The following is a 19,128-nucleotide window of genomic DNA, read 5'->3' as shown; positions in this document are numbered from 1 at the left end:
CCCCCACCGTCATGGCGTGGCCCCGGCCGCCGCCTCGGCGATCTCCGCCGTGTGCGTGTCGGTGATGTGGTCGAGCTCCCTCTCCAGCGCCTCGTCGTCGAGCACGATCTTTGCCCGTACGTCGTCCGGTATCTCGCGTGCGGAGTGCGGCACATGGAGGATCACGGGGGAGTGGGCGGCGCCGGGCAGGAACGCGAAGGACGGGCGGGCGTCGGGCACGAGGCGGCTCCAGGGGCGTTGTCAGTGGCGTGCGGCACGATCAAGGTGCCACATCTCTGGATCACCGAGGCCGAGGATCACTCACCCCGATCAGCGACGAGCACGTCAGGCCCATCCGTTCCCGCGGGGCCCGTACGAGGACGACTACGACCCCGCCCGGGTGGTGGACCAGGGCCGCGCGATCCTGCCGGCCCTGTGCGAGCGCGTCGAGACGCAGCGGCCCGCCGGCCACGATGCGCTGCACGCCCTGACCCGGACACGGCTCCGCCCCGGACACGGCTCCGCCCCGGCCGGGGCGGTGCGCCGGCCGGGGCGGAGTCAGCGGACCGATGGGGTCCGGGGCGTCAGCTCAGGGACGCCAGGATCTCGTTCCACGTGGTGGACGGGCGCATGGCCTCCGCGGCCTTCGCCGGGTCGGGCTGGTAGTAGCCGCCGATGTCGACCGGCTTGCCCTGGGCGGAGATCAGCTCGTCGACGATCTTCTGCTCGTTGCCCGCGAGCGTCTCGGCGAGCGGGGCGAAGACCTTCGCCAGGTCCGCGTCGTCCGTCTGCCGGGCCAGCTCCTGCGCCCAGTACAGGGACAGGTAGAAGTGGCTGCCGCGGTTGTCGATGCCGCCGACGCGCCGGGTCGGGGACTTGTCCTCGTTGAGGAAGGTCGCCGTGGCGCGGTCGAGGGTGTCGGCCAGCACCTGGGCGCGGGCGTTGCCCGTCACCTTGGCGAACTGCTCGAGGGACGGCACCAGGGCGAAGAACTCACCGAGGGAGTCCCAGCGCAGGTAGTTCTCCTTGACCAGCTGCTGGACGTGCTTCGGCGCGGAACCGCCGGCGCCCGTCTCGAACAGGCCGCCGCCCGCCATCAGCGGGACGACCGACAGCATCTTGGCGCTGGTGCCCAGCTCCAGGATCGGGAACAGGTCGGTCAGGTAGTCACGCAGCACGTTGCCGGTCACCGAGATGGTGTTCTCGCCGCGGCGGATGCGCTCCACCGACAGCTTCGTCGCCTCGACCGGGTTGAGGATCCGGATGTCCAGGCCCTCGGTGTCGTGCTCCGCGAGGTAGGCGTCGACCTTGGCGATCAGGTTGGCGTCGTGGGCGCGGGTCTCGTCCAGCCAGAACACGGCCGGGTCGCCGGTGGCGCGGGCGCGGGTGACGGCCAGCTTCACCCAGTCCTTGATCGGCGCGTCCTTGGTCTGGCAGGCGCGGAAGATGTCACCGGCCGCGACGGCCTGCTCGATGAGGACGTCGCCGTTCTGGTCGACCAGGCGGACGGTGCCCGTCGTGGCGATCTCGAAGGTCTTGTCGTGGCTGCCGTACTCCTCGGCCTTCTGCGCCATGAGGCCGACGTTCGGCACCGAGCCCATGGTGGACGGGTCGTAGGCGCCGTTGGCCCGGCAGTCGTCGATCACGGCCTGGTACACACCGGCGTAGCTGGAGTCCGGGATGACCGCGAGCGCGTCGTGCTCCTGGCCGTCCGGGCCCCACATGTGGCCGGAGGTGCGGATCATGGCCGGCATGGAGGCGTCGATGATGACGTCCGAGGGCACGTGCAGGTTGGTGATGCCCTTGTCGGAGTCGACCATCGCCAGCTCCGGGCCCCCGGCGAGCTCGGCGTCGAAGGAGGCCTTGATCTCGGCGCCCTCCGGCAGGGCCTCCAGGCCCTTGTAGATGCCGCCCAGGCCGTCGTTCGGGGTGAGGCCGGCCGCGGCGAGCTTGTCGCCGTACTGCGCGAACGTCTTCGGGAAGAAGGCGCGCACCACGTGGCCGAAGACGATCGGGTCGGAGACCTTCATCATCGTGGCCTTCAGGTGCACCGAGTACAGGATGCCCTCGGCCTTGGCGCGGGCGACCTGCGCGGTCAGGAACTCGCGCAGGGCGGCGACGCGCATCACGGAGGCGTCGACGACCTCACCGGCGAGGACGGGGACGGACTCGCGCAGCACGGTATTGGTGCCGTCGTCGCCGACGAGCTCGATGCGCAGCGTGCCGTCCTCGGCGATCACCACGGACTTCTCGGTGGAGCGGAAGTCGTTCTGGCCCATGGTCGCCACGTTCGTCTTGGACTCGGAGGTCCAGGCGCCCATGCGGTGCGGGTGGGACTTGGCGTAGTTCTTGACCGAGGCGGGGGCGCGCCGGTCCGAGTTGCCCTCACGCAGGACCGGGTTCACGGCGGAGCCCTTGACCTTGTCGTAGCGGGCGCGGATCTCGCGCTCCTCGTCGGTCTTCGGGTCGTCCGGGTAGTCCGGCAGCGCGTAGCCCTGGCCCTGCAGCTCGGCTACGGCGGCCTTGAGCTGCGGGATGGACGCCGAGATGTTCGGCAGCTTGATGATGTTGGCGGCGGGCGTCTTGGCCAGCTCGCCGAGCTCCGCGAGGGCGTCCGGGATGCGCTGGTCCTCGGTCAGGTACTCCGGGAACACGGCGATGATGCGCCCGGCCAGCGAGATGTCGCGGGTCTCCACCGCGACACCCGCCTGCGAGGCGTACGCCCGGACCACCGGCAGGAAGGAATACGTCGCCAGGGCGGGGGCCTCGTCAGTGTGCGTGTAGATGATGGTCGAGTCAGTCACCGGGTGCTCCGCTCCACGTCTGCAACATTGCTCGACATCAAGATATCTCGTGATCGACCTCGTCTCGACAGGGGTCCACGCCCAGTTTCGCGCCATCGCCGGCCCCCGCCCGGCGGCTTCCTCGTCGGCGGCCTCCCGCCGCGTCCGCCCACGACCTCGCCTGCTCGTCAGCCTCGGCGAAGGCCCAGGTCACGGCCAACGTCCAGGCCACGGCCAACGCCCAGGTCACCAGGTCGGCGGGGCGGGCCGATCGTCACGCGGGTGGCGCGGATCACGGCGGGTGACCGTGATCAAGGTGCCGCGGCGAACCGCACCGCGGCCCCGTGAGAACTCAGTCGACCTTGGCGGACGGCACCTCGCCCGGCTCGATCTCGCCGGTGCGCTGCTGCGGGATGACCACCGCGCCCTGCTGGAGCGCCACCGTCCGGGCCGGGGCGGGGATGCGGATGCCCTCCGCGCGGTAGCGCTTGTGCAGGCGCTTGATGAACTCGTGCTTGATCCGGTACTGGTCGCTGAACTCGCCGACCCCCAGGATCACCGTGAAGCCGATGCGGGAGTCGCCGAAGGTGTGGAACCGGATGATCGGCTCGTGGTCCGGCACGGCGCCCTCGACCTCGGTCATGGTCTCGGCGATGACCTCGTCGGTCACCCGCTCCACGTGCTCCAGGTCGCTGTCGTAGGCCACCCCGACCTGGAGCAGGATGGTCAGCTGCTCCTCGGGGCGCATGAAGTTGGTCATGTTCGACTTGGCCAGCTGGCCGTTGGGGATCACGACGAGGTTGTTGGACAGGTTCCGGATCGTCGTCTGCCGCCAGTTGATGTCCTCGACGTAGCCCTCCTCGCCGCTGCTGAGCCGGATGTAGTCACCGGGCTGGACGGTCTTGGAGGCGAGGATGTGGATGCCCGCGAAGAGGTTGGCGAGGGTGTCCTGCAGCGCCAGTGCGACCGCCAGACCACCGACACCCAGCGCGGTGAGCATCGGGGCTATGGAGATCCCCAGTGTCTGGAGCACCACCAGGAAGCCGATCGCCAGGACCAGGATCCGGGTGATGTTGACGAAGATCGTGGCCGATCCCGCGACACCGGACCGGGACTGGGTGACCGTGCGCACCAGCCCGGCCACCACGCGTGCCGCCGACACCGTCGCGACGAAGATCAGCAGGACGGTGAGCACCTGGTTGGTGTGGTGCTGCACCGTCCGCGTCAGCGGCAGCACCGCCGCCGCACCCGCGGCGCCGCCCACCACCGCGGCCCACGGCACCACGGCCCGCAACGCGTGCACGATGACGTCGTCCCCGCCCCACCGGGTCCGGTCCGCGTGCCCGCCCAGCCAGCGCAGCAGAACGCGCAGCGCGAACGCGGCCAGCAGGCCCGAGCCCAGGGCGATGCCGGCGAACAGCAGGTCGTCCACGGTGAGCGCCCGGTTCACCGGTCACCTCCGGGGACAACAAGCGGCGAGAACGCCGTCACCGGCGGTCGGATGGGAAGTGTCGTCACGTCGTCACCTGCTCGTTTTCCGGGATGTTCGATGGTGCCCGACCACCCTGACCCGCGGTCGGCACGACCGTTCATCCTGCCGTATCCCGTACGGGCTTTCGTACCGGAGACAGGGGTGAGCGGGGGGTGAGTCAGGGCACATGACGCGCTGTCACGCGCGCCGGATCCGCCGCGCTCAGCTCCGTGAACGACGCGTGCCGACCCGCGCCGGAGGGGAAGCGGGCGGCGCTCTCAAGGCTTTCGGCGAGCACGCCCGTGCCGTGACGGAGCCCGGTGTCCAGCGCGGTCGTCTCGTCCAGGCCCTTGTGGTCCGGGACGGAGGCGCGGTCGGCGCGCAGGCAGGGCGGGGGAAACCGGGCGATCACGGCGCCAGGTCCCCGGCCGCGGCGCGGGCGCGGCCGGGTTCGGTCCGCACCGGCACGGTGAGATCCCTTCCGCGTGACGGACCCGGCCCGCCGGCCGGGTCAGATCACCTTCATCCGCACCAGCGCGGCCAGCGTCACCGCGCCCGGCACCAGCGGCAGCCAGACGGTGATGACCCGGAAGGCCAGCACCACGGCCGTGGCCACCGCGGCCGGGCCGCCCGCCGCCACCAGCGCCACGACCAGCGCCGCCTCCACCGAGCCGATCCCGCCCGGAGTCGGCACCAGCGCCACCGCCACCGTCGCCGCCAGGTAGGCCACCGCCATGTGCGCCGGCGGCACCTCCAGCCCCAAGGCCCGCCCCACCAGGACCAGTACGGACGCCTGCAGCGCGGGGAACAGGAACGCCCCGCCCCACAGGGCCAGGGCCCGGGCCGGGCGGGTGTGCACCGAACGCGCCTCGCCGAGCGCGGTGCGCAGGAAGGACACCAGGGCCGAACGCAGCCGCCGGACCAGGGTGAGCACGGCCACCGCGATCACGAGCACCGCGCCGGCCCCGGCCAGCAGCGGGCCGGACGCGGTCTCCGGGACCAGCGTGCCGAGCCGCAGCGCGTCGGGGAACGCGATGAGCAGGGCGCCGAGCAGGGCCACCCGGCCGACGCTCTCCGCCAGCAGATACAGCGCGAGGGCGGCCGAGGAGCGGGCGAGCGGCAGCCCGCAGACCGTCATGAACCGCAGGTTGACCGCGCTCGCTCCCAGCCCGGTCGGCAGCAGGTGGTTGGCCGCGCCCGCCGCGAACTGCGTGGCCAGCAGTCGCCGTCGGGGCAGCCGTTCGACGACCGCGCCCTGCCGGGTGCAGGCGGCGGCGACCCAGGTCAGACAGGTCGCGCCGGCCGCGGCCAGCAGCCACGGCCACTGGGCGGTGCCCAGGTGCGCGAAGCCCTCGGCGAGCACCGACCGGTGCTGCACCGCGACCACGCTGACGAGCACGAGCGGAAGCAGGCACAGGATCTGCCGCAGGCGGCGCACCGGGACGCGACGGGGGAGTCGCCCCGGGCGGAGTTCGGGGAGTTGGAGCGCTGTCACATCCGCAGAGGCTTCCCACACCGTGCCAACTGCGGGTTGCGGGAGCGGGGCCTGCGGCTTGCGCGCGGGAAGCGGCTGAGTGGGGAGGGTCATCGGGGCCTTTGCGCGGGGGAGGGTGGAACCGGGGGATCGGGCCGATGGTGCGGAGGGACCGGGAAGAGAGGGATCGGGCCGATTGTGCGGGATGTCGGGCCGTTGCGCGAGCTTCTTGACCTCAAGGCCGCTCGAGGTTCTACGTTCCCTCCCATGAGCATGGAGACCACAGCGTGGACACAGCTGCACAGCGTCATGAACGCCGAGCAGGAGCGCCGCCCCTTCGCCCTGGCGACCCTGCGCCGCATCGGCGCCTTCGCCCACCCGCACCGGCGCCGCATCGCCCTCTTCGTCCTGCTCGGCGTGGGAACCGCCCTGCTCGCCGTGGCGACCCCCGTGCTGGCGGGCCGGGTCGTGGACACCATCGTGTCGGCCGGCGACGAGGGCACCGTCGTACGCCTGGCCCTGCTCATCGCGCTGATCGCGGTCGCGGAGGCGGCGCTCGGCATCCTCGGCCGCAGGCTCTCGGCGACCCTCGGCGAGCACCTCATCCTCGATCTGCGCACGGCCGTCTTCGACCATGTGCAGCGCATGCCGGTGGCGTTCTTCACCCGCACTCGTACGGGCGCCCTCGTCTCCCGTCTCAACAACGACGTGATCGGCGCCCAGCGCGCGTTCAGCAACACGCTCTCCGGGGTGGTCAGCAACCTCGTCACCCTCGTACTCACCCTCGCCGTGATGCTGACCCTGTCCTGGCAGATCACCCTGCTCGCGCTGGTGCTGCTGCCGGTGTTCGTGCTCCCGGCCCGGCGCATGGGCAGCCGGATGGCCCGGATGCAGCGGGAGGCGGCGACGCTGAACGCGGCGATGGGCACCCGTATGACCGAGCGGTTCTCCGCTCCCGGCGCCACCCTCGTCAAGCTGTTCGGGCGGCCCGAGGAGGAGTCGCGGGAGTTCACCGACCGGGCCCGCAGGGTCGCGGACATCGGCATCCGCACGGCCACCGCCCAGGCGGCCTTCATCACCGCCCTCACCCTGGTCTCCGCCCTGGCCCTGGCCCTGGTCTACGGGCTCGGCGGCTACCTCGCCCTGCGCGGCAGCCTGGAGCCGGGCGCGGTCGTGTCGCTGGCGCTGCTCCTGACCCGGCTGTACGCGCCGCTGACCGCGCTGGCCGGGGCGCGGGTCGAGGTGATGAGCGCCCTGGTCAGCTTCGAGCGGGTCTTCGAGGTCCTCGACCTGAAGCCGCTCATCGAGGAGAAGCCGGACGCGCGCCCGGTGCCCGAGGGGCCCGTGGCGGTCGAGTTCGAGAAGGTCCGCTTCGGCTACCCGGCCGCCGACAAGGTCTCGCTGGCCTCTCTGGAGGAGGTCGCCTCCCTGGACGGGCGGGGCGGCGAAGAGGTGCTGCACGGTCTGTCCTTCCGCGCCGAACCCGGCCAGACCGTGGCGCTGGTGGGATCCTCCGGAGCGGGCAAGTCGACCATCGCCCAGCTGCTGCCGCGTCTGTACGACGTCGACGGGGGCACCGTGCGCGTCGGCGGCGTCGACGTCCGCGACCTCACCGCGCGGTCCCTGCGGGAGACCCTCGGCATGGTCACCCAGGACGGGCACCTCTTCCACGACACCGTCCGCGCCAACCTCCTGCTGGCCCGCCCCGAGGCCACGGAGGACGAGCTGTGGGACGCCCTGCGCCGGGCCCGCCTCGACGACCTCGTCCGGTCCCTGCCCGACGGGCTCGACACCGTGGTCGGCGAGCGCGGCTACCGCCTCTCCGGCGGCGAACGCCAGCGCATGACCATCGCCCGGCTGCTGCTGGCCCGCCAGCGCGTCGTCATCCTCGACGAGGCCACCGCCCACCTCGACAACACCTCCGAGGCGGCCGTCCAGGAGGCCCTCACCGAAGCCCTCGCGGACCGCACGGCGGTCGTGATCGCCCACCGCCTTTCCACGGTCCGCTCCGCGGACCAGATCCTGGTGATCGAGGCCGGCCGGGTCGTGGAACGGGGCACGCACGAGGAACTGCTGGCGGCGGGGAAGCGGTACGCGGAGCTGTACCTCACCCAGTTCGACGGGGCGCGGGCCGCCGAGGTGGAGAAGGCCGCGTAGGGGTGTGAACGCTTCTCCGGACCGGCCCGTACTCCTGACGAGTACTCCTGCCGAGCCGTACCCGGAGAGGCGACGTGTCCCAGCAGCAACCGCTCGTACGATCCGACCGCCCGGCTCCGAACCGCCACCGACGGCTGGGCGCCGTGGTGGCGGCCGGGGTCCTGGTCGTGCTTCCCCTCGTCACGGCCTGCGGCGGCGGAGACGACGACAGGCCGGCGGCGACGCCGAGCAGGTCCGCGGCTCCCGCCGCCGGGGTCGTCGCGCCGGCGAAGGTGGAGGTGATCGCCGGCCTGACCGGCTGCGAGGCGAAGATCCGCACGGAGGCGGACGAGCTGCGCGAGGGTGTGTGCCACACCGAGAAGGGCGACTACCTCATCACCACCTTCCCCGAGGAGAAGCTCAAGGAGACCTGGCTGGAGTCGGCGCGCGTGTACGGGGGTACGTACCTGGTCGGCATGCGCTGGGTGGTCAGCGCCAAGCCGGGGATGCTGGAGCCGCTCCGCGCGAAACTCGGCGGCAGCATCCGGGAGTTGACGGGCATCGGCCCCACGTCGGGGCAGCAGTGACAGGAGGGCCGTCCCCAGGCCGCACACGCTGACCCGGGCAGGCACGGCGGTCCGCGTCTTCGCGGCCTGGATCAGGTCCACGCCGAACGACTCCTCGACCAGCCTGAACCCCGGCACGGTTCACGCGGTGGAGGCCGAGCGAACCGGCACCGACGGCACACGCGAGCCGTGAACGGGCACGCCTCGAAGCGCCCACGCGCGGGAAGGCGCGCCCGTCCGGTGATGAGTGGGGGCGCGGGCCTGCGGGCTCAGGCGGGTGCAGGAGACGGCGTTCGGGCCCGGGGAAGGCCGCGCCGGAGTGCGAACGGGCCACGCGTGGGCGACGGCCCGCTCACTCCGGCCCGAGGTGACGGACGAGGTCGGAGACCGTCTCGTCCTGTCGGGCCAGATACCTCTCGAAGGTCCGGCCGGTGGCGAACACGTCGGTCCAGCCGTGCCGCTTGAGCTCGGCCTGCCACTGCCGGGAGTCGTGCAGCTCGGTCAGCGCCTCGATCCAGCGCTTCTTGTCCGCGTCGCTGATGTCGGGCGGGGCCACGATGCCTCGCCAGTTGTCGAAGACCAGGTCGATGCCTGACGCCTTCAGCGTCGGAACACCCGGCAGCACACTGACCGGCTTCGCGCCCGTGACGGCGAGAACGCGCAGTCGTCCGCGGTCGATCTGGTCGAGGAACTCGCCGAACCCGCTGGAGGCGAAGTCGACCTCGCCGTCGAGCAGCGCCGGCAGCAGGTCGCCGCCCCCTCCGCCGTAAGCGGCGTACTCGACCTTCCCCGGGTCGATGCCGACCGCCTTCGCCAGCTCCATCGGCAGCAGATGGTCGGGCCCGCCGACGGAGGAACCGCCGCCGACCCGCAGGTGTCCGGGGTCCTCGCGCCACGCGGACACGAGCGCCTCCACGGTCCGGTACGGCGAGTCCTTGCGGACGACGATCGCGCCGGCCTCCTCGGTCAGGCGGGCGATCGGGGTGGTCTCGGCGACGGTCACCTTCGACCCGGCCGCGTGTGAGGCGCCGACGACTCCGAGGCCCATCTGCAGGGCGAGATCGCCGTTGCCCTTCTCGTCGACGAGACGCCGCAGACCGACCGTGCCGCCGGCGCCCGGCAGGTTGAACACCTGCACGTCCGAGGCGATCCCGGTCTCCTCCATCACGCGGGCCGCGGTACGGGCCGTGGTGTCGTAACCGCCGCCGGGTGTGCCGGGCACCATGAGCCGCAGATTCCGCACGCTCGCGGGCTTGCCGCCCTGCCACGCGCCGCACGCGCCGACCACCAGCAGCGCCAGAACGGCGAAGGCGCCGAGCAAGGCGCGTGCGCGACCCCCCATGACACCTCACTTCCGCTTTTCGCTGGTCGGCGTCATGATTGTGCGACTCGGCACATGAGCCGCCCAACCTTGTGTCGGCAATAAAGATTGAGTTCGTTGTGGTCACCACCTTTCGTCGCCACTCGCTCGCGGGCGAGATGCTGGTACTCCAGCTCGCCATCGTCGTGGTGGTGCTGCTGGCGGTCGCCGCTGTCTCCCTGGCCCAGTCGCAGGCCACCTTCAACCGCGTCGAGGGACGCCGGGTGAGCGCGCTCGCCGAACAGCTGGCCGCCAACCCGCTCGTGCGCAGCCAGCTGGTGCGTCCCGCCCCCGGCGAGACGCTCGCCCCGCTGGTGCACTCCACACAGGCGCAGTCCGGGGTGACCTCGGTGACGGTGGCCGACGCCACGGGCCGGATCGTCAGCTCCACGAACCCCACCGTGGTCGGCGAGCGGATGCGGCTGGGGCCGGGCACCACCCGGGGCAGGGGCTGGTCCGGGCAGCTGACCCTGGACGGCAACCGCGAACTGGCCGCCCAGGTCCCCGTCCTCGGGGCGGCCGAGGAGAACGTGGGCCGGATCCTCGGCACGGTGATGATCGGCGAGGCCGATCCGACCGTGTGGCAGCGGCTCAGCGGCGCCTCCTCCTATCTGCTCGCCTACCTGGGCATCGCCAGCGGGCTCGGCGTGGCCGGCTCCTGGCTGCTCGCCCGGCGGGTGAAGCGGCAGACCCTCGGGCTGGAGCCGGGGGAGATCGCCGGTCTCGCCGAGCACCGGGAAGCGATGCTGTACGGAATCGCCGAGGGCGTGATCGCCCTCGACCCGCAGCACCGGCTCTCCCTGGTCAACGACATGGGCCGCCGCCTGCTGGGCCTGCCCGAGGACTGCGTCGGCCAGAGCCTGGAGGGTCTCGGCATCGACGGGCGGCTGCGGGACGTGCTGGCCGGCGCCGCCGCCGGCGAGCGGGACGAGGTCGTCGTCCGTCACGGCCGGGTCCTGGTGATGAACCGGATGACCGTCACCAAGGACGGCCGTCTCCTCGGCTCGGTCACCACCCTGCGCGACCGCACCGAACTGGCCCGCCTGGAACGGGAGATCGGCTCCTTCCGCAGCTCCTCGGAGCTGCTGCGCGCCCAGGCGCACGAGTTCGCCAACCAGCTGCACACCATCTCCGGGCTGATCCAGATCGGCGAGCAGGACGAAGTCGTGAGGTACATCCGCGCGTTGAACCAGCGGCGCCAGTCCCTCGACGTCACCCTCAGCCGCCGTGTCCGGGACACCGCGGTGGCCGCCCTGCTGATGGCGAAGGCGTCCCTCGCCGCGGAACGGAAGGTCAGTCTGCGGATCTCCGACGACACCGCGCTGGAGCGGCTGGCCCCGGAGGACGCCGCCGACGTGGCGACCGTCGTGGGCAACCTGGTGGACAACGCCGTCGACGCCGCCTGCGCACAGGACGACGCCTGGGTGGAGGTGGCGCTGCGGCAGGACGCCTCCAGCGTGGAGATCGCGGTCCGCGACTCGGGGCCGGGCGTGGCCCCCGAACTGGCCCGCGAGGTGTTCTCCCACGGCTTCACCACCAAAGCCGCCCGGGAGGGGGAGCGCGGCATCGGACTGGCCCTGACCAAGCTGGTCTGCGAACGGCACGGGGGAGAGATCTCGGTGTCCAACACCCCCGACGGGGCCGTGTTCACCGCACGCATGAGCGTCAGCCACCTCGCGGGCACGGTGGCGGAAGGAGCGGCCCCATGACCGCAAGCAGCGACAAGGCGGGCGCGATCGACGTCCTCGTGGTCGACGACGACTTCATGGTGGCCCGGGTCCACCGCACGTTCGTCGAACGCGTCGAGCCGTTCCGCGTCGTCGGCGTGGCCCACACCGGCGGCCAGGCGATCGAGGCCGTGGACGCGCTGCGCCCCGACCTCATCCTGCTCGACCTGTACCTCCCCGACCTCTTCGGCCTCGACGTCATCCCGCGGCTGCGCACCGCCGGGCACGACTGCGACGTCATGGTCATCAGCGCGGCGCAGGAGGCGGAGACGGTACGCGGCGCCGTCCGCCGCGGCGTGGTCGACTACCTCCTGAAACCCTTCGGCTTCGAGGACCTGCGCCCGCGCCTGGAGCGCTACGCCGCCCAGCGGGGCCGGCTGCTCACGACGGTGGTACGAGGTCAGGCGGACGTGGACCGCGTGCTGGCCGGCGCGTTCGTCCCGGCACCGGCACCCACCCTGCCCAAGGGCATGAGCGTGGAGACCGCCGGACTGGTCGAACGGGCCCTGCGCGACGCGGACGGCACCCTGTCCGCCACCGAATGCGCGGCCCTGACCGGCGTCTCCCGGGTGAGCGCCCGCCGTTATCTGGAGTACTTCCACAGCACGGGCAGCGTGGAGGTGTCCCTGCGCTACGGCGCCGCGGGACGGCCCGAACGCCGCTACGGCTGGCGGGCGTGACCCTCACACCTGGAGGCCGGCAGGTACGCGCTGAGGTTCAGCACGCTGGGCGGCGTCATGCCTGAACGTCAGCCGTCTGTGCCTTTCCCGCGAACGCGGTGTGGGGGCCGGTCACTCGGGCGATGCGGACGGCCCCGGATGACCTCCGCCGCGCGGAGCCCGTCCGCGCGCCGCGATTCCGGCCGGCCCCCGGGGCCGTACCGGCGCCGGCACGTCAGCGTCGGGCGAGTTGATCTGCTGACACTCACGGTGCCGAAATCCAGTCGAGTTCCGCACGGGCGGCGCCTACCCTGACGACATGGCCCACGCGAAGACCTCGTACGTCTGTCTGCCCTGCCGGGCCTCGTACAAGCAGCCCTACGACAGGGACAGGCAGCGGATCTGCCCCCGCTGCGCGCAGCCGCTGATCCACGTGGGCTCCGCCTTCGCCGCACCCCGCCGCCGGGACACCGCGGCCTGGCGGACGCTGTCCGTGCTGCTGCACGCAGGCGTCCGCTTCCACAAGAACTGCTGCGGCGGGCCCGGTTACCGCCCCCGCACCCTGAGCGAGGTCCGCGAGCGGATGACGTACGCCCGGCGCAGCGGCGAGCCCTTCGCGAGGTCACTCGTACGGTACGAGGTGCCCTGACCACGACCGTTCGGTTGGCGGGGGGCGGGGGCCTGTTGCTGATTGTGATCAGCAACGGTCGAACGCTGTGCTATTCATGGGCGGGTGACGGATTCCGAGACATCCAGCAGGCCCTTCGACGCGGTGCTGTGCGACCTCGACAACGTGATCCGCTTCTACGACATGGCTCCTCTGGCCGAGTTGGAACGCGCCGTGGGACTGGCCGAGGGCACCACCGCAGAGGTGGCCTACGCACCGGAAGTGGACCTGCCCCTCCTCCTCGGCAAGATCACTAAGGAGGCGTGGGTGGACTCCATCGCGTCGGAGCTGTCCGGCCGGATACCGCTGACGCTTGCCCGGGACCTGGCAATGGCGCTTGCCGATGCTCCGTTCCGGGCCGACGACGTGGTGGTGGCCCTGCTCCACCGGGTGCGGGGACATATGCCCCTGGTCCTGGTGACCAACGCGACCCTGGAGCTCGAGCGTGACCTCGAGACGATGGGGCTGGCGGATCTCGCGGACCACGTCGTCAGCAGTGCCCGAGTCGGAGTGGCCAAGCCTGACCGGGTGATCTACGAGATCGCAGTTGAGCGGGCCGGAGTCGCCACCCACCGGTGCCTGTTCGTGGACGACCGGTGGGAGAACGTCGAGACCGCCGTCTCGCTCGGGATGACCGGTGTGCACTACCAGAGGCCTGCAGACCTCCAGAAGGTGCTGGACTTTCTCCCCGGCAATTGACAAGCCCCTTCTCCCTCGGCGCACCGCTGCGACAAACGCGGCTACGTCTTCCGTCGCTCAGGACGGGCAGCCGGCCCGCGTGGTGGCCGTACCCCAACGGATCATCAGGTAGCCCGACCCACCGATCTCCGCCACGGCGTAGCGAGAGTACGGCCAGGCGCTTCCCGCGCTTTCCCGTTCGCTCACCAGAGCCCGGCATGCCTCGCCTGCGGCCAGGCCCGCCCAGGACTCGGCCTGCTGCTCGTTCCACTGCACGTAGTCCGACCAGACGTACATCACCGAGGCGTCCGGGGCGAAGCCCACCTTGATCTGGGCGTTGCCGAGCACACGATCGGTGCCGAGTGTCTGACGCATCCCGTTGGTTCCCGCGATGATCTTTCTGGCGGCGCCGTCCGCGACCCGGATCTCCGCGCTGTCGGTACTGGGGATCATCGCCTGCCCCAGACCGTCCTCGTCCGGCTGCCAGTCCTGCGAACCCTCCGTGTCCTGCCCGGTGCCGTTGTCGGCGGCCGACTGGCATTCGGTGTTGGTGACGAAGTCGTCCTGCCACGTCACCTGGGGATACCGGCCCTGCTCCTCCTTCACCATGACGTACGTGCGGTACGGCAGGTCCGGGTGCAGGCGGAGAACGACGTCCCGCAGCGTCAGGCACATCGACCTGGCGATCTCCGTCTCCGCGTACATCGTCCCCTGCTCGTCGGAGGTCAGCCGGTACGAGAGGTAGACCTCCCGGCGCGACTCGTGGAACCGCACGGTCTCCGGGGTGAAGTCGGCGCCGTCGCCGAGGTCCTGCGCCTCCACACCCTGGTCGTGCAGGACCGCCCGCGCCACGTCGTGCTCGCCCGCGCCCCGTGCCGCTCGCGCCTGGCTCCAGCTCGCCGCACTCGCCGAACTGCCGCTCCCGGCCTGCTGCTTCGCCGGCTCGTCCTCTTTCGCAGGGCTGGCCGAGGACTGCCCGGATCCGGTCGAGGCCAGCGGTGACGCCGAGGCCGCGGACGAGGGTGTGTGACGGCCGCCCCCGCTGTCGCCGGGCAGCAGTGCCGCCACTCCTCCGGCCAGGCCGCCGATGACGCCCGCCGCGATGACGACGGCACCTGCCAGTCGCTTCCGGGAACGGCTCCGGTCCGAGGGCAGCCGCCAGGCGGTGTCCTCCGCGGCCGGCACTTCCCAGACGGCCGTGATCATGTCCACGGCCGTCGCCGGTACCGCATCGGCACGCGCCACCTGAGTGACCTGAGAGGCCAGCAGCACCACGCACTCCTGGGCGGTCTCGGCGGCGGACGGGCGGTCACCCGGTTCCTGGGCCAGCGCCTTCTCCACAATCCGGCGTAGTGGTGCGGGGACGCCGTCCAGGTCGGCCTCGCCCGACATCACGCGGAAGGCCACCACATCGGGGGCGCCGGCCCCGAACGGCAACCGGCCGGTGGCCGCGTGGGCCACGAGCGCTCCCCACGCGAACATGTCGCCCGCCGGGCCCGGGGTGCCCTGACGGTACTGCTCGGGGCTGATCCAGCCGGGGGTGCCGGTCATGACCCCGGTCCGGGTGACGCTGGTGCCGTCGGCGGCGTGCGCGATGCCGAAGTCCAGCACGCGGGGGCCGGCGGGCGTGAGCAGAATGTTCTGCGGCTTCACGTCGCGGTGCACCACTCCCACGGCGTGAATGGCGGCCAGCGCCTGTGCCGTGGCGGCCGCGAAGGCGTACAGGCTTCCCTCCGAGAGGGGCCCGTGTGCGAGCAGGTGCTGGTTCAGTGTCGGTCCGGGAACGTAGGCGGTGGCCAGCCACGGGGTCTGCGCGTCCGGATCGGCGGCGAGCAGCGGGACCAGGTGCGGTCCGGTGACGCGGGAGGACAGTTCCACCTCGCGCCGGAAACGGGCCCTGAACTCCGGTTCCTGGGCCTGCTCGGGATGAATCACCTTGACCGCCGCGCGCATTCCGTCGGAGGTGACTCCGGCGTGGACGGTGCCCATACCGCCCGCGCCGAGACGGCCGATGATGCGGTAGGGGCCTATGCGGGAGGGGTCGCCGGGACGAGCCGGCTGGACTCTTCCGCCGGAGCCGATTGCGCTCACGAACACTTCCTTGGACAGAGGGGTGGCCTGGGCAGGCCGGGTATGAGAGGTGGTCGGGCGGCAGGGTCTTCCGGTATCCGGGCATGAACCCTCGAAGGCGAAACAGCGGGTTCCACTCCAAGCCGCAAGGGGGTCGGCCGGGGTACGCGTCCGCGACCGTGCGCGATGTCGGTGAACGCCGCGATGCCCACGACCGCCGTGCCGGCACCGCCAGGACCGGAGAGGCCGGTGCGCGGCGGCGAAGCCACACGGGGTCGAGCCCAGCTCAGGTGCGCCGAGGCGGAAGCCGTTACTGGTCGGCGTACTGCCTCGCCAAGGACTTCAGCTCGTTGACCCACAGCTCTGTGTCATCGCCGGGGCGGCGATACGGGGCACGGCGGGCAAGCCGGAAGAAGCCCGCCGACGGCCGACCGGTCTCCTTGAGCACCACGAGAGCCGACAACAGAGGCAGTGATCCGTCAGGGCTCTGCTGAGCGGACGCGTCCTCCAACAGGTAGGGCATCGGACCCTCGCGGGGCGGAACATGATGGCCGAGGCGCTCCAGCTCGGCGCTGAGTTGGCTGTACTGCACGGTTTCCGCCCCTTGGCGCGCCCGGTCCCGCAGAATCCCGACCATGGCGTCCAGCGCCTGCTCGTACTCGGCACTGCCCTTCCGCATCGCGGTCCCCTCCCCGGCCGACGACTTGCGCGAGGAGCCTATGCGCCTTGCGAGCCCATGGACAGTCAAAACGTCGACGCGGGCGGGGAATCATGCGAACTCAGCACATGAACCTCATGTGCCTTACGGTCTCAAGTCCCGCCGCGCCGGATCCGGCGCCGCCACCCCGACGAACCAGTCCGGTACCTCGCAGAGGTTCTCGGCCGCGACGTGCAGCACCTTGCGACGGTCGGTGAGTATCGCGCGGCAGGGAGAGAAGTCCCGCCATTGGGCCTGAGCCATCGCCTGCGCCCGAGCCGCGGACAACCGGCCGAGGGCGTCAACTTCATTTGACGGCATCACTGGTTCGGACGCATAAGAGTGGGCCCGTGCTTAGCCGGTGCATCTCAAGAAAGAATCCCTTCGACAACACGTTGCGAAGGGACCAAATCATGGGCGGTACCCGTGACTTCATGCTCGCCGTCGCCGGTGCGCTGTTCGCAGCAAGCGCCGCCACCGGCACTGCTGCCGCGGCTGAGCCGGGCGAGGTCGTGGTGTTCAGCACGGAATTAACGCCACTGACTGTTTATCACGACCCGAGCGGGTGTCAGAAGCTTCCGCTCGACGCGCATGTGCTGACGAATCGCACCGATCGTCCGGTCACCGTCTACGCCGACCCGTTCTGTCTGACCCCCGGCCTCACCGTGGAGCCCGGACACGGCTCGCACGTGGCGCCCGGCAGCGGCAGTTTCTCCGCCTGACCAGCGCTGTTCCCGTTCACCCCCCCCACACACACAGGAGAACACGCGCACATGGCCGCCGATCTTGTCGTCATCGGGCTGGGGCATGTCGGGCTGCCGCTCTCAAGAGCCGCGGTCTCGGTCGGCTTGGCGACCCTGGGATACGACGTGTCCGGCACGGTGGTGTCCGGACTCGCCGAAGGCCGTTCCCACGTCGGCGGCGTCCTCGACGCGGAGGTCGCGGCCATGCTGCACGCGGGCTTTCACGCCACGACCGACCCAGCCGTCCTGGACGGAGCGCAGACCGTGGTGATCTGTGTGCCGACCGGACTCACACCGGAGGGCTTACCCGACCTGTCCGCGGTCGAGGACGCAGCCCGGGCCGTCGCCGCCCGGCTGCGCCCCGGCATGCTCGTCGTCCTGGAGTCCACCAGCTATCCCGGCACCACGGAGGACATCGTGCGGCCGCTGCTGGAGCACGGCAGCGGGCTGCGGGCCGGCGAGGACTTCCACCTCGCGTATTCGCCGCAACGCATCGACCCCGGCAACGCGACGTGGACCGTCCGCAACACGCCGAAGGTCGTGAGCGGTTGCAGCGCTCTGTGTGTCAAGTACGCCGTCGCGTTCTACTCCCGGTTCGTGGACCATCTCGTCGTCGCCCGCGGCACGCGGGAGGCGGAGATGGCCAAACTCCTCGAAAACACCTACCGCTACGTCAACATGGCCCTGGTCGACGAAGTGGCGCTGTTCTGTCATGAGACCGGCATCGACATCTGGGACGTGCTGCACTGCGCCGCGTCGAAGCCGTTCGGCTTCGCACCGTTCAGGCCCGGGCCCGGCGTCGGCGGTCACTGCATTCCCGTCGACCCCCGCTACCTCGCCGCGCGAGCCGAGTCCCAGGGCTTCACCTTCCGTACGCTGGCAGCCGCCCACGAAGTCCTCGGCCGTATGCCGAACCATGTCGTGGACCGAGCGCTGGCCCTTCTCACCGAGGCCCGGGGCCACCCCGAGGGCGCACGGGCCCTGCTGCTCGGAATCACCTACAAAGCCGATGTGGCCGACATCCGGGAGACACCGGCGCGCCCGGTGGCGGCTGGACTGCTCGCCGCCGGTGCCGAGGTCCACTACCACGACCCGTACATCGCCGAGTTCACTGTCGGCGGCCGGTCATTGCCGCGCGCCGAGAGCCTCCAGGAAGCGATGGCCCAGGCCGATGTGGCGATCCTGTTGCAGGACCACGCCTGCTACGCGAGGGAAGCACTGGGCCAGGCCCGCTGCGCCCTGCTCGACACCCGCGGCAAGGCCGTGGGCAGTCGGGTCACCCTTCTCTGATCCCCGCGCGCCGGTCTGAGCCGGCGTCTCCGCGCGCCGGTCTGAGCCGGTGCCTCCGCGCGCCGGTCTGAGCCGGCGCCTCCTCCTGCCGGCCGTCGCCGGCTCCAGAGCCCGCGCAGCGGTATCGCCCTGCGCGGTCGCGGTCCTGCCCAGGTGCCGCGGTCCGTCATCCATCCGACACCACCCGACACCATCGGACTCCGTCCGAGCAAGGAGAGTCATATGAGCACTGCCGTCGCCAACGACCGCTTGGTGAAGCGCTTCGAGAAGTGGGACACCAACGGCAACGGCGTCCTGGAGGCGAGCGACTTCCAGGGCGAGGCCGCCCGGATCGCCCAGAACCTCGGCAAGAGGGCCGACGCCCCGGAAGTGCAGGAGCTCCGCAGCGCCTTCCAGGGGCTGTACGAGCACCTGGCCCAGAAGGCCGGCGTCCCGGCCGGTGGCGCGATCAGCAGGGAGCAGTTCCTCGACGCCACGGGGGAGATGCTGTTCAAGGAGGGTGAGGCGAGCTTCAACCGCGCGCTCTCTCCCATCGTGAAGGCGCTGATCCGCCTGTGCGACGACAACCACGACGGCGAGATCGACGCCCGTGAGTTCCAGGCCTGGCTGACCGCCGTCGGCGTACCGGTCTCCGAGGCCGGGGAGATGTTCCAGAAGGTGGACAGGAACGGCGACGGACGACTGTCCGAGGACGAACTGCTGCAGGTCCTCCGTGACTTCCACTTCGGCCGGCTGGAGGTCGAGCTGCTCGGCTGACCTGCCGGAGCGGCAGCTGTGACCCGGGTGGGCTGCCACCCGGGTCCCCACGGCACCGGATGACGCCGCCCG

16 protein-coding genes and 2 pseudogenes are annotated in these 19,128 nt (G+C 71.3%); 10 read left to right on the top strand and 8 right to left on the bottom strand.

The features are described 5' to 3' along the window. Positions 1 to 18 precede the first annotated feature (18 nt). A pseudogene (locus ACWD1U_RS09710) lies at positions 19 to 219 on the bottom strand (N-formylglutamate amidohydrolase); the annotation flags it as partial. Here ACWD1U_RS09710 and ACWD1U_RS09705 point away from each other — a divergent pair. Next, positions 131 to 466: pseudogene (locus ACWD1U_RS09705) on the top strand (DUF5713 family protein); the annotation flags it as partial. The pseudogenes ACWD1U_RS09710 and ACWD1U_RS09705 sit on opposite strands and share 89 nt — an antisense overlap. Before the next feature lie 97 nt (positions 467 to 563). On the opposite strand, the gene ACWD1U_RS09700 reads toward ACWD1U_RS09705, so the two are convergent. The 4 genes from ACWD1U_RS09700 to ACWD1U_RS09685 all read right to left on the bottom strand — a co-directional run bounded on the left by ACWD1U_RS09700 (position 564) and on the right by ACWD1U_RS09685 (position 5,644). Then, complete coding sequence (locus tag ACWD1U_RS09700; RefSeq protein WP_451106014.1) at positions 564 to 2,783, bottom strand: NADP-dependent isocitrate dehydrogenase; 2,220 nt, start codon at positions 2,781 to 2,783, stop codon at positions 564 to 566. A 331-nt stretch (positions 2,784 to 3,114) separates the two neighbouring features. Continuing rightward, positions 3,115 to 4,212, bottom strand: coding sequence for a mechanosensitive ion channel family protein (locus ACWD1U_RS09695; RefSeq protein WP_451106012.1), 1,098 nt, complete (start codon positions 4,210 to 4,212; stop codon positions 3,115 to 3,117). A 199-nt stretch (positions 4,213 to 4,411) separates the two neighbouring features. Then, the gene (locus tag ACWD1U_RS09690; RefSeq protein ID WP_451106011.1) at positions 4,412 to 4,645 is read right to left on the bottom strand and encodes a hypothetical protein; all 234 of its coding nucleotides are present in this window, start codon (positions 4,643 to 4,645) and stop codon (positions 4,412 to 4,414) included. 99 nt (positions 4,646 to 4,744) lie between these two features. After that, entirely contained in the window at positions 4,745 to 5,644 is a 900-nt protein-coding gene (locus tag ACWD1U_RS09685; protein ID WP_451106409.1) for a lysylphosphatidylglycerol synthase transmembrane domain-containing protein, read from the bottom strand. A gap of 336 nt (positions 5,645 to 5,980) precedes the next feature. Here ACWD1U_RS09685 and ACWD1U_RS09680 point away from each other — a divergent pair, with 336 nt between their 5' ends. Beyond that, positions 5,981 to 7,864 (top strand): ABC transporter ATP-binding protein, encoded by a 1,884-nt coding sequence (locus ACWD1U_RS09680; RefSeq protein WP_451106407.1) that lies wholly within the window; start codon positions 5,981 to 5,983, stop codon positions 7,862 to 7,864. 74 nt (positions 7,865 to 7,938) lie between these two features. Next, complete coding sequence (locus tag ACWD1U_RS09675; RefSeq protein ID WP_451106009.1) at positions 7,939 to 8,430, top strand: hypothetical protein; 492 nt, start codon at positions 7,939 to 7,941, stop codon at positions 8,428 to 8,430. A 331-nt stretch (positions 8,431 to 8,761) separates the two neighbouring features. On the opposite strand, the gene ACWD1U_RS09670 is transcribed toward ACWD1U_RS09675, so the two are convergent. Beyond that, entirely contained in the window at positions 8,762 to 9,751 is a 990-nt protein-coding gene (locus ACWD1U_RS09670; RefSeq protein WP_451106007.1) for a Bug family tripartite tricarboxylate transporter substrate binding protein, read from the bottom strand. A 98-nt stretch (positions 9,752 to 9,849) separates the two neighbouring features. Between ACWD1U_RS09670 and ACWD1U_RS09665 the strand changes: the two genes are divergently transcribed. From ACWD1U_RS09665 to ACWD1U_RS09650, 4 genes are all read left to right on the top strand, one after another. Beyond that, entirely contained in the window at positions 9,850 to 11,478 is a 1,629-nt protein-coding gene (locus ACWD1U_RS09665; RefSeq protein WP_451106006.1) for an ATP-binding protein, read from the top strand. Continuing rightward, positions 11,475 to 12,176 carry a response regulator gene (locus ACWD1U_RS09660; protein WP_451106005.1) on the top strand — a complete coding sequence of 234 codons (702 nt, stop codon included), beginning with the start codon at positions 11,475 to 11,477 and terminating at the stop codon, positions 12,174 to 12,176. The genes ACWD1U_RS09665 and ACWD1U_RS09660 overlap by 4 nt, the downstream gene beginning before the upstream one ends. Before the next feature lie 298 nt (positions 12,177 to 12,474). After that, positions 12,475 to 12,804, top strand: a complete 330-nt coding sequence (locus ACWD1U_RS09655; protein WP_451106004.1) for a deoxyxylulose-5-phosphate synthase — start codon at positions 12,475 to 12,477, stop codon at positions 12,802 to 12,804. 84 nt (positions 12,805 to 12,888) lie between these two features. Beyond that, positions 12,889 to 13,521, top strand: coding sequence for an HAD family hydrolase (locus tag ACWD1U_RS09650; RefSeq protein WP_451106002.1), 633 nt, complete (start codon positions 12,889 to 12,891; stop codon positions 13,519 to 13,521). A gap of 57 nt (positions 13,522 to 13,578) precedes the next feature. Here ACWD1U_RS09650 and ACWD1U_RS09645 read toward each other — a convergent pair whose 3' ends face one another. Together ACWD1U_RS09645 and ACWD1U_RS09640 are read right to left on the bottom strand one after the other, a co-directional pair. Next, the gene (locus tag ACWD1U_RS09645; protein WP_451106001.1) at positions 13,579 to 15,591 is read right to left on the bottom strand and encodes a serine/threonine protein kinase; all 2,013 of its coding nucleotides are present in this window, start codon (positions 15,589 to 15,591) and stop codon (positions 13,579 to 13,581) included. Positions 15,592 to 15,880: 289 nt separating this feature from the next. Continuing rightward, positions 15,881 to 16,249 carry a hypothetical protein gene (locus ACWD1U_RS09640; protein ID WP_451105999.1) on the bottom strand — a complete coding sequence of 123 codons (369 nt, stop codon included), beginning with the start codon at positions 16,247 to 16,249 and terminating at the stop codon, positions 15,881 to 15,883. Positions 16,250 to 16,701: 452 nt separating this feature from the next. Between ACWD1U_RS09640 and ACWD1U_RS09635 the strand changes: the two genes are divergently transcribed. From ACWD1U_RS09635 to ACWD1U_RS09625, 3 genes are all read left to right on the top strand, one after another. Then, complete coding sequence (locus tag ACWD1U_RS09635; RefSeq protein ID WP_451105997.1) at positions 16,702 to 16,989, top strand: hypothetical protein; 288 nt, start codon at positions 16,702 to 16,704, stop codon at positions 16,987 to 16,989. A 51-nt stretch (positions 16,990 to 17,040) separates the two neighbouring features. Further along, complete coding sequence (locus tag ACWD1U_RS09630) at positions 17,041 to 18,300, top strand: nucleotide sugar dehydrogenase (RefSeq protein WP_451105996.1); 1,260 nt, start codon at positions 17,041 to 17,043, stop codon at positions 18,298 to 18,300. 222 nt (positions 18,301 to 18,522) lie between these two features. Next, the gene (locus ACWD1U_RS09625; RefSeq protein WP_451105994.1) at positions 18,523 to 19,056 is read left to right on the top strand and encodes an EF-hand domain-containing protein; all 534 of its coding nucleotides are present in this window, start codon (positions 18,523 to 18,525) and stop codon (positions 19,054 to 19,056) included. Positions 19,057 to 19,128 lie beyond the last annotated feature (72 nt).

The sequence above is a fragment of the Streptomyces sp. NPDC002788 genome (genome assembly GCF_053592115.1).
This window is presented reverse-complemented; position numbering and strand designations above follow the sequence as displayed.